10 protein-coding genes are annotated in these 13,745 nt (G+C 38.6%); 5 read left to right on the top strand and 5 right to left on the bottom strand.

The features are described 5' to 3' along the window. Positions 1–7 precede the first annotated feature (7 nt). Complete coding sequence (locus N0O92_RS06875) at positions 8–730, bottom strand: metallophosphoesterase family protein (RefSeq protein WP_315613924.1); 723 nt, start codon at positions 728–730, stop codon at positions 8–10. A 175-nt stretch (positions 731–905) separates the two neighbouring features. On the opposite strand from N0O92_RS06875, the gene N0O92_RS06870 reads away from it, so the two are divergent. From N0O92_RS06870 to N0O92_RS06855, 4 genes are read left to right on the top strand one after another with little or no spacing between them, the layout of a single operon-like run. Continuing rightward, positions 906–2,033 carry a conserved virulence factor C family protein gene (locus N0O92_RS06870; protein WP_315613923.1) on the top strand — a complete coding sequence of 376 codons (1,128 nt, stop codon included), beginning with the start codon at positions 906–908 and terminating at the stop codon, positions 2,031–2,033. A gap of 12 nt (positions 2,034–2,045) precedes the next feature. Next, positions 2,046–2,264, top strand: coding sequence for a hypothetical protein (locus tag N0O92_RS06865; protein WP_315613922.1), 219 nt, complete (start codon positions 2,046–2,048; stop codon positions 2,262–2,264). Positions 2,265–2,289: 25 nt separating this feature from the next. Next, positions 2,290–2,766 carry a PH domain-containing protein gene (locus N0O92_RS06860; RefSeq protein ID WP_315613921.1) on the top strand — a complete coding sequence of 159 codons (477 nt, stop codon included), beginning with the start codon at positions 2,290–2,292 and terminating at the stop codon, positions 2,764–2,766. Next, on the top strand, positions 2,759–4,213 hold the full coding sequence (locus tag N0O92_RS06855) for a PH domain-containing protein (protein ID WP_315613920.1): 1,455 nt from the start codon (positions 2,759–2,761) through the stop codon (positions 4,211–4,213). The genes N0O92_RS06860 and N0O92_RS06855 overlap by 8 nt, the downstream gene beginning before the upstream one ends. Positions 4,214–4,293: 80 nt before the next feature. Here the strand turns inward: N0O92_RS06855 and N0O92_RS06850 are convergent, their stop codons facing one another. The 4 genes from N0O92_RS06850 to N0O92_RS06835 all read right to left on the bottom strand — a co-directional run bounded on the left by N0O92_RS06850 (position 4,294) and on the right by N0O92_RS06835 (position 8,406). After that, positions 4,294–5,280, bottom strand: coding sequence for a DUF2777 family protein (locus N0O92_RS06850; protein ID WP_315613919.1), 987 nt, complete (start codon positions 5,278–5,280; stop codon positions 4,294–4,296). 161 nt (positions 5,281–5,441) lie between these two features. After that, the gene (locus N0O92_RS06845) at positions 5,442–6,386 is read right to left on the bottom strand and encodes an MBL fold metallo-hydrolase (protein WP_315613918.1); all 945 of its coding nucleotides are present in this window, start codon (positions 6,384–6,386) and stop codon (positions 5,442–5,444) included. A 103-nt stretch (positions 6,387–6,489) separates the two neighbouring features. Next, positions 6,490–7,389 carry a hypothetical protein gene (locus N0O92_RS06840; protein ID WP_315613917.1) on the bottom strand — a complete coding sequence of 300 codons (900 nt, stop codon included), beginning with the start codon at positions 7,387–7,389 and terminating at the stop codon, positions 6,490–6,492. Positions 7,390–7,407: 18 nt separating this feature from the next. After that, positions 7,408–8,406: a toxic anion resistance protein gene (locus tag N0O92_RS06835; protein ID WP_315613916.1), complete on the bottom strand. Its 999-nt coding sequence runs from the start codon at positions 8,404–8,406 to the stop codon at positions 7,408–7,410. A gap of 718 nt (positions 8,407–9,124) precedes the next feature. Between N0O92_RS06835 and gltB the strand changes: the two genes are divergently transcribed. After that, entirely contained in the window at positions 9,125–13,720 is a 4,596-nt protein-coding gene (gene gltB, locus N0O92_RS06830; RefSeq protein ID WP_315614093.1) for a glutamate synthase large subunit, read from the top strand. Positions 13,721–13,745: the final 25 nt, after the last annotated feature.

The following is a 13,745-nucleotide window of genomic DNA, read 5'->3' as shown; positions in this document are numbered from 1 at the left end:
ATTGAAATTATGGACGAACACCATAGAATATGACTCGACCCATCGTTTCAATGTTTGGATATCCACCTTGTTTGTAAATTTCAACAACGTGTTCACGGTTATAAGGAACACGATTGAGGTGAAGTCGATGTCTACCTTCTTCAATTTCAGCTACTAGGTAGGACGCAAGCGGATGTCCATCAAATGGCATCCCAACACTGCCTGTATTGACAACGTTTTTTCCGTGAAGAGAACGGATATAAGGATGATGAATATGTCCATAAACGTAAAGATCAGCATCATCTCGTTGCATAATCGTATTTTCTATTTCGGCCGTTTGATCAGGTAAAACAACATCAAACAAACTATCTGGAGTTGCATGAAAAGCATGAACGATGGAATCAAGCCCGTCTTCTAAAACCAACTCAGTTGGAAGCTCCTTTAAATAAGTAAGGTCTTCTTCACTTAATCGTTGAAGAGTCCAATCGCGTTCTTGTTGCATAATCGTAAGTGCACTATCAGGTACTTCGCCTTGCTGAATACCGCGAACGAGCCATTCATCCGCATTTCCTTTAATGACAGCAGCATCGAGGCTACGTACAATATCTAGAACGCGCTTTGGCTCTGGGCCACGGAAACATAAATCTCCGAGGAAGCAAATCTTATCGACACGCTGCGATTGAATATCACGCAACACAGCTTCTAAAGCGGTAGCGTTTCCATGTATATCAGATAAAAAAGCTATTCTCATTGATAAAACCCTCCCTTTTTCTCTATTATAACAGACGAGCTATATTTTTCATGTTTTGATTGATTTTTTTTAATTGTTTTTATAAAAAAGACCGAGAGTCATCTCATTGGCACGTTTTTTAGCGCTATGATAAGATCAAAGGGAACAGATAACAAAGCTTTGGAGGTTTTTAATCATGAACATAACATCAATTGAACCAACACCAAGTCCGAATACGATGAAGTTAACATTAAGTGAGAGTCTTGGTGAAAGTGCAAGAAATAGTTATACCGAAAAAAATAAGCTTGAAGCCCCGTCTTACATACAATCATTGTTTGAAATTGAAGGAGTTAAAGGGGTGTATCATGTAGCAGATTTCATCGCTATTGACAGACACCCGAAAGTGGATTGGAAAGCGATTCTTCCGCAAGTTCGAGCGGTGTTCGGTGAAGATGTAGACTCTCAGTCTGAACAAAATCAAATGAACGAACATTTCGGTGAAGTAAATGTGTATGTTCAAACGTTTAAAGGAATACCTATGCAAATCAAATTAACTGATGGAGAGAAAGAAAAACGCGAAGGCTTACCAGAGCGTTTTGCAGTTGCAATTGCCAAAGCTCAAAAAACCGATGACAATGTTGTTATGGAACGGAAGTGGGTTGAAAAAGGAGTACGTTATGGTGAATTAGATGAAGTCGCAAAAGAAGTGTCAGATGAATTGGCAGCGGCCTATTCTGAGGAACGACTAAACGGGTTAGTGGCTATGGCAAACGGTGCAAAAGACATTCAAGCTGCACAGCGTGAACGATTTATTGATGTCACATTAGAGATGCTTGATCAAGAAGATTGGCGAGATCGTTATGCTGCGTTAGAAAGAATGGATCCGAAAGAAAAAGACATCCCGGTTCTTGAAAAAGCACTACATGACGAAAAAGCATCAATCCGAAGATTAGCTACCGTATATTTTGGAATGATTGAAACGAAAGAGGTATTACCATTTCTATTTGAAGCGTTAAAAGATCAATCGGTTACTGTTCGTAGGACTGCGGGAGATTGTTTGTCTGATTTAGGTATGGAAGAGGCCATTCCGGCGATGATTGAGGCATTAAAGGATAAAAATAAATTAGTTCGTTGGCGCGCAGCCATGTTTTTATTTGAAGTGGGCGATGAAAGTGCCATTGAAGCTTTAAAAGAAGCAGAATCAGACTCGGAATTTGAAGTTGCTTTACAAGTTAAAATGGCTCTGGCGAGAATTGAAGGTGGAGAAGAAGCAAAAGGCTCTGTATGGAAACAAATGACAGAATCTCGAAAAAACAATGATTAGAGGTGAAAATGGATGACTAAAGAAGAAGTGTTATCTGTTTTAAAGAGTCGTGGCATGGACGATATGGTCGAGTTGGTTGAAGATGCAGAAGCAGGGTATTTAGAGGAATTAGAGTTAGTAGAGTCGATTGGACTGGTGTACGATCGCGATCTAAACGAAGCTCTTCTTCGTGTGTTAACCGAACTTGGAGTACAATTAATTTTTGTAACAGATGAGGAAGAAGGCTCGTAGACTGTATTTGCTAAGGAGGTTTAATATGCGCCTCGAACCATCCCAATCTTTATCGAAAAAAGCTTTGCCAGTTTGGCGACTTCGAGCATTTTTTGAGAGCTTTTTTGTTGCGCTTGTTCCAATTGGCTATGGTGTATTTGTTTATTTTTTTGAGTTACCTTTATGGATTTTATGGATTTTAATTAGTGGGTATATGGCATATTTAGTGATTACCGTTTTCATTATTCCTCCAATTCGTTGGAAGAAATGGCGCTACGATGTATTAGCGGATGAAATAGATTTACAACGCGGTGTTTTTGTTGTCAAACGAACCTTAATCCCAATGTCCCGTGTTCAACATGTAGATACAGAACAAGGGCCATTATTACGCAAATATAAGCTAGCAGCTGTATCGATTTCTACAGCAGCTACAGTTCATCAAATTCCATCTCTTACGATGGAAGTCGCGGATGAGTTACGAGACCGAATTGCGGAACTAGCGGCGGTGGCAGAAGATGAGTGATCTGAAAAGGTTGCACATAGCAGGCATATTTGTCTCTTTTTTAACTACTTTAAGAGGTTTCTTACTTCCTTTTATTTTGACGTTTTTTTTAGGTAGTACGAGTGAACCAGTAGGATATTTTCGATTTGAATTTATTTGGATAGGCATTCTCTTCTTTGTTTTCATAAGTGGAATGATTCATTGGCTGACATTTCAGTATCGAATCATGGAAGGGGAGTTGTACATCCAAAGAGGCTTTTTCGTGAAAAAAAAGCGTTATATTCAGCAAAAACGAGTTCAAAGTATTGATATTACAGCAGGGCTATTTCAACGCATGTTCGGCTTAGTAAAAGTCAAAATTGAAACTGCCGGTGGTGGTGCGGAACCAGAAGTGAGTTTAATAGCTGTAAGTCGTGAGGAAGCAGAAGCAATCCGGTCTGAATTGCTAAAAAAGAAAGTAGAAGTAACAGAAGAAGAGCAAGTTTTAGAGGATGAGCCAAAAGAAGAGGAAGCTGATTTCACTTGGACGTTAAGTAAGCGAGACTTGATTATTTCGGCTCTAACCTCCAGTGGACTAGGATTAACGATTTCTGCAGTGGCTGCGTTATTTACTCAAATGGAACAGTTTTTACCAGAAGCAATCTATGAACAAGTATTTGGCTTTTTTGTTGGGTCAGGCTGGGCGATTGTCCTGCCGATTATCGTTTTTATTATCTTTCTATCATGGTGTATTTCATTTCTGAGCACTCTCATTAAATATGGGGGATTTAAAGTCGAAAAATTTGGAAATGAACTGGTGATAACAAGAGGTCTAATTGAAAGAAGGCAACTAACCATTCATACTCACAGAGTGACGGCTGTCCGTATTGTTCGTAATTTGTTGCGTCAGCCGTTTCAATATGGTTCTGTTTATGTAGAAAGTGCTGGGGGCGGGACAAACGATGAACAGTTGTCCACGGTGTTACTTCCTATCAGTAAAGATGAGAGAGTGGTAGATATATTAGCGGAAATTTTACCAAAGTACGCTTTCCTATATCAAGTGAGTCCTGTACCTAAAAGATCACTCATTCGTTTTTTGAACCGTTCTACGACTCTTCCCTTGCTTGCAACAGTCCTGATTGGGTGGTTTATAAATCCTATAGCCTATTATGGATTCATTGTTGTTGCAATCTGTTTTTTGTTTGGTATTTGGCAATATAAAGATACAGGTTCAGGAATAAATCAGACCCACCTCTGGATACGATACCGGAAAATAAGTCAAACGCTCGTTATTTCAGAAAAGCCTAAAATACAGGCAGCTGAAATAAGAACGTCTTTCTTTCAAAGGAGAAGGAAGGTAGCAAGCTTTCGCTTTTCTGTTTTATCTAGTGTAGTCGGAAAATCATTTACTGTGATGGACCTAGATAAAAACGAAGCTGAGCAACTGTTGATGTGGTATTCTAACCGGCTAGATTCCAAAAGGGATTAGCCATGTTTGAAAGTGCCAGAGAACCCAAGGGGGTGTGCTAAAAGGTTTAAATGAAACCCTTTGGCACACCCTTTTGTCAGTTATAACGAATATTCATTTGTATACGTAGCGATCGCGCGTTTTCCGTGTTCGGTCGTAAATTCAAACCGATCGTATATTTTATCATTTTTGTAATGAAGTAATGTTCGTTCGTAATGGTGTTGAACGAGAATGATCCCATTGGATCCTTTGTACGTAAGGAAATTCACACCTTTGAATGACTTTTCTGTTTCGGCAAGAAGCAATTGTGAAAGTAAGGAGTTATGACATTCAATTAAGTCATAGTGCGAAACACCAAAGTGGTCTAAATTCTTCTCTAAAGAGTGTAAGGCAGCTGGCTCTAATTCATTCCGAAGAATATAGTATGGGTCAAATTGTTCCTTATCTATTTTAAACATCTCACCATCTTTTGGATGAAACCTACTACCTTCATCCGATACGAAGACACCATTTCCTTCATATGTACCAGACCTCGTCTTGTTTTGAACTTCCCATGTTACAGTAAAAGGACAATCCTCTAAATCAAGTCGATTTTCTTCTTCATCGATTAATATAAAGCGATCTCCATCATGATGGAATGTATATGTAACCGCATCGCTAAACGTCTTTTTAGGAGTGCTGAACATCGTTAGGTCATAACCAGAACTTGATAAAAAGTGGATTAAGAGGGCTTGCTTCGTTTTCAACGCCTCAATTTCATAATCCCACTCTTCATGCCGTTTTTTTGATGCTTGGATGACACTTTCTTCAAAAGTGGAAGGGATGTCATCGTTTAAAAGAGCTGTTAATTTACCACCATCGAATTCTACTGTTTCTCCTTTTTCATAACTAAATTGTTCAATGATAGAGTCGCTCTCGTCTTCGGTAAGAATAGGGAGGCTTACTATACCTTGAATGGAAACAATTCCTTTCCAGGGTGTTCGCGGTTCGGCAATGATTTGCTGTAATATCCCGTAATACGCTCCAGCATCTCCTTTTTCTATCATGACATATTTCCCAATCATGGATTGTGCTTGTTTTCGGTCCATAGTACCCCTCGCTTTTTGAAGCACTGAAAAAGGAAATCTAGCTTTTTCAATGCCTACCTTATTCAGTAATATCCTCGTGTGAAATTTTTAATAGTATCAACATTATAATCAGGTGTTCCATTATTAAGCAAGTAGAGTGATGTGCAATCTTGAGTGATTGTTCACAGTTTTGAATTGTTCTTTTGTAAATAATCAATGATTCCTAATGAGCAAATGTGCAAATCTAGATTAATATGCTCGTAAACAGGATGATTTCTTGGAATGTTGTGATCATCAAGGTCTTTTTGAACAAGATGAAGTAAGGACTCTCTTAATTTTTTAGTGTTATTTTGATGTTCAAACACGGACTCACCAGTACTAACAAATACAGGAAGCCACTGCCTTAGTTGAGAGAAAACCAAACTAGGTTGAAAAGAAGCACCGTAGTGACCAAAGTAAATCGCTTGCACATCAAGTTGTTCAATCCTATTTATAGATTGTAGCATGGCATCTGGATCGAATTGACTAGGTGACGTAGATGGGAGAACGAGATGATATCCTTCTTTTTCAAGAAGTTTGTAATGCACCCCTAACGTATCACCAGAGAAAATCCCTTTTGTGTTCTCATCATATATACAAAAGTGATGCGCGGAGTGTCCAGGAGTATCGAAAAAGGAAAGAGTTGAATGAGAGCCTATCTTTAACGTTTCTTGATCTTTTTTTATAAGAATTCTTTCTTCTGATACAGGAATGATTGGGTGGAAAAACTCGTCAAACTGTTCGTTGTAAACCGCTTTTGCACCAATAATTAAGCGAGAAGGATCAATCAAATGTCTAGCCCCTCTAGGATGGACAACCAATGTTGCATTTGGACAATGTTCTAACAACAGGCCCGCACCACCGGCATGATCTAAATGTATATGAGTCACAATGATATAGGCCACATCTTTAGGATCGATCTGTAGCTCACGAAGCCCATTTAACACATGAGGAACGGAAGGAGAAGGTCCGCTCTCAAGCAATGTTACTTTCTCTTCGTGCAACACGTATGTACCTGTTCTGTACTCAAGCCCGGAATCGAAGCCATCAATTAAAGAGATGTTCGGTGAAATTTTTACAATAGACATATTATCCCTCCAGCGTAATGAAAGCATTTACATTAATTGTAAAGTCGCAAAAAGGGGATGACAAGAATTAAATGTAAAATAAAATAAAAAAGCAGATCGACGATTATTTATCGTACCGAATCTGCTGTAATTTCAAAAGATGATTCATGCGTTGAACTCGTAATTGTTCTAATCGTTCTACATAACCAATTAACGTTAACTCCATCTTAGATAAAGCAACATAAAGGTCTTCTTTATGTTCTAACTGATGCTTTAATGATAACGATAAGTATGTATGCACAATAGTAGGGACATCTTCTTTAAACATACGCCGAACAACATGACGTTCCTCAAAATCTAATAATGAAAAATCATCTTGTAATTTTTCACCTTGCTGAATAAGTCGTTGCATTCGACTTTCAATTAGGGGATCAACAGAAAACTGTTGCACTGTTTGAACATAGCGCTTTGCTTCCTCTAACAAATACAATAAATCAGTTGATTTTGTATCTTGTAATTGAGTTTGCTGATTTGTTAATAGCTCTTTTGATGTTTGTTCATAAGTAATTGAATCATTCGAAAAAGCAGCATCTACTTGATGAATTCGATAAAAAGTACTTTGAAAAAGAGAGGAATCTCGAATTGATCGAATCTGAGCTCGACCGTCTTTCATATAACGGATGCTTGCTTCTTTACACACGCCAATGCCATTTTTCGCCTTCATATATTTTCGATAACAGACAATGACAATTCGTTTTTTCACAGCAGATGTTGATTGCTTTTGATCAAGCATAATGACAGAAATCCACTTATGAGTGACTTTTACTTTGATCGTCCATTCCTTTTGTTTTCGTCGAACCGATTTCTTTTGATTGGATGGGGGAGCGTTTTTCGCCATCCTCATCAATAATTCTTCTGCATCTTCGACCATTTTCCGTGTTACTGTATCTCTAATAATATGATCTTCAACCGGCTTTTTATGGGCCGGTGTAAACATGAGCTTCATTTTATCAAGCCATTCCATAAAACCAGCCCTTTCTAGTTAATTTAATAGTTTGGTTCTCATTTCTTTATTCAAAGAGTCAAGCTCAGAGATAAACTCTTGACCTGTTTGGACAATTCGTTCATTTGATTTTTCTGTTAGCTCGATTGCTTCAAAGACGTTATTATAAGCTTTTCTAAATGATTCAATAGCAATTGCTGGTTCTTCCAGTGTTTTTAACGTTTCCTCAGTATTTTGCTTTAATAATTCTGAGTTTGATAACAGCATGGATTCCGTAGCTTCATTAACATGCTTAACCGCTTTTATGACTTTCTGTTGATTTGATAATGCCAATTGAATGGAAGCAGATACTGTAATGACATTTTTAGTCATTGTAATTGCATTGAAGATCGCTTCCTCAAGCTTGTCATTATTTTCAACGATTAAGTCAACAGAAGCCAGTGACTGTTGTAACACCATCACCGCTTGATTCATATTTTTCACACGAGAGATGACTTTAAGTTGACCTTTTTTTAACTCATTTGGGTTATCTTTCCATTCTTCTTTCAGCATTTCATCTTCCAACATTTTATTTAGTTGATTTCCTAATTCAATTTGTTCATTTAAATTCGCGATTCGCTCCTTTGCGACATCCTTTAATTGATGGAGCATAAGAGTATCTTCTTGTAGTTTATCTTTGCCACTAAGCAGACCTTCAACAATATCATCAACTTGCGCTTCAACCGTTTGGTATTTCCGTGCATATTGTTCAATAGGGTTTCTGCGTAAAAATTTGTTTAGCCATTTTTTCGTCTGACTCGATTTTAAATGAGTTGGTTCAAGTTGACTGACCGTTTCTTTTAATTGATGAAGTTGTGTAGGCAATTGATTCGATTGGTCTTGCATCATTTCTTTTACTGGGCGTTTTAGCGCTTCTAGCGATTCGCCAGCTTCTCGTTGTTCTTCTTCACCTAATGTATCTAAAGAGCGAAGGAGCTTAGAAAGATCTTCGTCTTTTTTGTATTGGTCTAGTACATTGTTATTCATTTGCTTACTCATAACACATTCCTCCTCGTGCTTCTCAATTACTTTCTGTATTTTAACGTACGAAATAAAGAAAGATCTAGTTTCAACTTTCAAGATATGTAATATTATGATGGATTTTAGGGAGTAATACAATCATCCTCTAAATGGATCGTCAATGGCAAGAATTATGAATAGAAAAGATAGAAAGAATGCTTTATCATTTTTAATAGGAATACGTCTAAAAGATACGAATTTCCATATTTGCTGGAGCAAAAATTTTATATGTTCCAGTGAGATTTTTTTAGAAGTGTTACGTTTGTCTACTAAACAATCGTCATATCTGTACTGATTTCGGGGAAGACCGATGAACAAATGTCTCAAAGCGGCCTATATAATAGAAAGGGGACGATAAGAATTTGTTGCTAAGCTGTAGTCCTTATCGGCTAAATTTAGAAAAAGTAGACACCTGTTATAAAAGAGTAAAAAAAGTAGAAACAGTTTATGAATATAGCATTCCGGTTTGAATTTTTATACATCTAAAAGCTGTAATTATACAAAGTGGGGACGGTATAAAAAAGTAATTTCAAAAAAAAAAATGTGAAACCACCCCTCGGGAAGCGCTTTCATTACACATTTCAGCAAATTTCAATTTGCCGAAATGTCAGAAAAATGATATGATCCTGTATATTAGCTCATAGTTTTTGGGGAGAGTTGATTGATATTTACTTTTTTGGAGAAAGGGTTGATGCCAATGCGGTACGCACAATTACCGAAAAAACAAGGCCTATATGATCCACAATTTGAGCATGATAATTGCGGTATCGGCTTTTTAGCCCATATGAAAGGTAAGAAGTCGCATCAAGTTGTTGAAGATGCACTTCAAATTCTGCGGAATTTAGAACATCGTGGTGGGCAAGGTGACGAAGTAAACACAGGAGATGGTGCAGGGATCCTTTTACAAATTCCCCATCGTTTCTTTGAAAAAGTCTGTTTAGCAGATAGTATTGCTCTTCCTGAAGCAGGCGACTACGGAGTAGGGATGCTATTTTTGCCACAGGATGAAGAAGCACGGGAAAAATGCGAAACAGGGCTAGAAGCCATTATAGAGAAAGAAAATATGGAGCTTCTTGGCTGGCGCGATGTTCCTGTTGATGATTCTATGCTTGGTAATGCGGCAAAAGCAGCTATGCCATTTATTCGTCAATTGTTTATTAAAAGAAATCCAGAACTGAAAACAGAATTAGATTTTGAGCGTAAAATTTACGTTATCCGTAAACGCGCTGAATTAGAACTGTCTGAGTACGTTCCGGCAGATGAATCTTTCTATTTTGCAAGTTTTTCAAGTCGTACAATCGTCTACAAAGGAATGTTGACAACAGAACAAGTTGATCAATTCTTCCTAGATATTCCTGATCATGACTTTGAAACAGCTATTGCCCTTGTGCATTCAAGATTTAGTACGAATACATTCCCTAGCTGGGAGCGAGCACATCCAAACCGTTACATGATTCATAACGGTGAAATCAATACCGTTAAAGGGAATGTAAACTGGATGCATGCACGTGAAGCAATGTTTAAGTCGGATGCATTTGGTGAGGATATTGAAAAAGTTTCACCTGTTGTAGACAGCAGTGGATCTGACTCGTCAATGTTTGATAATACAATTGAGTTTTTATCACTTGCAGGCAGATCGATGGCTCACTCAGCTATGATGATGATCCCAGAACCTTGGCAAAATGATGAGCAAATGAGTGCTGAAAAGAAAGCATTCTATCAGTTCCATAGTACTTTAATGGAGCCTTGGGATGGTCCTACTGCCATTGTATTTACAGATGGGAAACAAATCGGGGCATGTCTAGACCGTAATGGTTTACGTCCTTCTCGTTATTATGTAACGAAAGATGACTATATTGTTATGTCTTCTGAAGTAGGGGTACTTGATATTGATCCAGAAAATGTCCTTTACAAAGAACGTCTTCACCCAGGACATATGCTATTAGTCGATACCGAGGAAGGTCGCATTATCCCAGATGAAGAGATTAAGCATCAAATTGCAAGTGAGCACCCGTATGAAGAGTGGGTGAAAGATCACTTAATTCAACTTGAGGATGTGTTAGAAACAGCTCATGTTGAAAATACAGATTTTAAAAACCTTGGTACACGCCAATTAGCTTTTGGATATACGTATGAAGAATTGTCGAAAGTGATCCAACCGATGGTCAAAGATGGAGTAGATCCAGTAGGGTCTATGGGGTACGACTCGCCTCTTGCTGTCTTGTCAAAACGACCTCAACTTTTGTACAACTACTTCAAACAGTTGTTTGCTCAAGTAACGAATCCGGCAATTGATGCTATTCGTGAAGAAGTTGTAACAGCAACTGGTACGACGATTGGCGCAGAGCGTAACTTACTAAATCCAGAGCCATTAAGCTGTCGTCATATTCATCTTCCTTATCCAATTTTGGACAATGAAGAGTTAGCGAAGCTTCGTCATAATAAAATGGAAGGCTTCAAATCTATTACGCTACCAATCTTATTTGATGTATCAAAGAAAGAAAATCAATTAGAAGAAGCGTTAGATTCTCTATTTGCACGTGCAGATGCAGCGATCAAAGCTGGACACACGTTAATCATTTTAAGTGATCGTGGTATTAGCGAAACACAAGCAGCCATTCCTGCATTACTTGCTGTTTCTGGATTGCACCATCATCTTATTCGTCAAGGCACAAGAACACAAGTAAGCTTGCTTGTAGAATCTGGTGAACCAAGAGAAGTTCATCACTTTGCATGTTTACTAGGATATGGTGCAGAGGCGATTAATCCATATCTTGTGTTTGATTCTATTGATGGATTAATTCAAGATGGACTTCTCGAAGATATCTCTTACGTTGAAGCTGTTAATCAGTATGTTAAAGCTGCTGCAAAAGGGATCATGAAAGTACTATCAAAAATGGGGATTTCTACTATTCAAAGTTATCGTGGTGCACAAATCTTTGAAGCGGTTGGTGTACATGAGTCTGTTGTGGATCGTTACTTTACGTGGACAACAACGAGAATTGGCGGAGTGAACCTAGAAATCATTGAAAAAGAAGTTCGTACTCGTCATGAGCGTGCTTACTCTAAACAAGAAGGTGTCGACAAGGCATTAGATCCAGGTGATGATTTACAATGGCGTCGTAATGGGGATCCGCATCAATACAACCCTCATACGATTCATATGCTTCAAAATGCTTGTCGTAACAATAAATATGACTTGTTTAAGAAGTATTCAAATGCTATTAACGAGCAAACAAAAGAACAAACAACCTTGCGTGGACTTCTCGCGTTTAAAGAAGGACGTAAATCTATTCCGTTAGAGGAAGTTGAACCAGTAGAAGAAATCTTCAAACGTTTCCGTACGGGAGCTATGTCTTTTGGTTCGATCTCTAAAGAAGCTCATGAAACACTTGCGATTGCAATGAATCGCATTGGAGGAAAAAGTAATACAGGAGAAGGTGGAGAAGATCCAGCTCGTTTTACTCCTGATGAAAATGGGGATTTACGTAGAAGTGCTATTAAACAAGTAGCTTCTGGTAGATTCGGTGTAACAAGTCACTACCTTGTTAACGCAGATGAGATTCAAATTAAAGTAGCACAAGGAGCAAAGCCAGGAGAAGGTGGACAGTTACCAGGAAACAAAGTGTATCCATGGGTAGCAGAGGTTCGAGGATCTACACCTGGGGTTGGACTTATTTCACCTCCTCCACATCATGATATTTACTCAATCGAAGATTTAGCTGAGTTAATTCATGATCTCAAAAATGCGAATCCGACAGCCAAAGTTAGTGTTAAGCTTGTAGCTGGTACTGGGGTTGGAACCATTGCTGCTGGTGTTGCAAAAGGCCGTGCAGACGGAATTATTATTAGTGGGTATGATGGTGGAACGGGTGCTGCTGCTAGAACTAGTATCAAGCACACAGGATTGCCGTGGGAGATTGGTTTGGCAGAAACTCACCAAACACTACTATTAAACAACTTGCGTAATCGTGTCACTCTTGAAACAGATGGGAAGTTAATGACAGGTCGTGATGTGGTTGTTGCTGCTATGTTAGGGGCAGAGGAATTTGCTTTTTCAACAGCACCGCTCGTTGTATTAGGCTGTATTATTATGCGTGTATGTCACTTAGACACATGTCCTGTAGGTATTGCTACGCAAAACCCAGAACTTCGCAAAAAGTATATGGGAGAAGCAGATCATGTGGTGAACTTCATGCACTTTGTTGCTCAAGAAATCCGTGAACTTATGGCTGAGTTAGGATTCAAAAATCTAGATGAGCTAATTGGTCGTACAGATTTACTTCAACCAAATAAAAACGTAGATAACTGGAAGGCAGAACATATTGATTTATCTAACCTTCTTTATCAACCAAATCCTGAAGATCATGATTCAAACTACTGTACAAAGAGCCAAGACCATCAACTTGAATTGTCATTAGATGCTAGAGAACTGTTAGTGGCTAGCAAACCAGCTCTTGAAAATGGTGAAAAGGTTCATGGCACGTTCTCAATTCGCAACATTGATCGTGTTGTCGGAACGATTGTAGGTAGTGAAATCAGTAAGCGATATGGTGCTGAAGGATTACCTGAAGATACGATTACATTTGACTTTAAAGGTTCTGCAGGTCAGAGCTTTGGAGCGTTTGTACCTAAGGGTATGACATTGCGCCTTGAAGGTGACGCGAATGATTACACAGGAAAAGGATTATCAGGTGGTAAAGTGATCGTTTATCCTCCAGCTGTATCTTCTTTTAAAGCAGAAGAGAATATTTTAATTGGAAATACATCGTTCTATGGTGCAACTAGTGGAGAAGCGTACATCAACGGAATTGCCGGTGAGCGATTTGCTGTTCGTAACTCTGGCGTAAGCGTTGTGGTTGAAGGTGTTGGTGACCACGGTCTGGAGTATATGACAGGTGGGGTTGTCGTTAACCTGGGATCAGTAGGGAAAAACTTCGCAGCTGGTATGTCTGGTGGTATTGCTTTTGTTCTAGATGAAGATGGAACGTTTGATGCAAAATGCAACAAGGAAATGGTTCACTTAGAAGAAGTAGTAGAACAAGTAGATATAGAACTGCTTCGTACACTTCTTGAGAAACATACTTCTTACACGAAGAGTGCTAAAGCAGCAACAGTTCTTGCAAACTGGGAGAATCAATTACCGAAGTTTGTGAAAGTGATTCCTAAAGATTATAAGAGAATGTTAGAAGCCATCAATCGTGTAAAACAAGAAGGCCTAACGGACAGTGATGCTGTAATGGTTGCGTTTGATGAGAATAAAAGTGACAAGTCTCGCGTAAGCGGAAAATAGCAAAGTTCACTCAAGAGACGGTATC

It is taken from the genome of Alkalihalobacillus sp. MEB130 (genome assembly GCF_032335535.1).
Taxonomy (GTDB): domain Bacteria; phylum Bacillota; class Bacilli; order Bacillales; family Bacillaceae_D; genus Halalkalibacter.
Note: the sequence above shows the minus strand (reverse complement) of the source record. Positions and strands in the feature narration are given on the sequence as shown.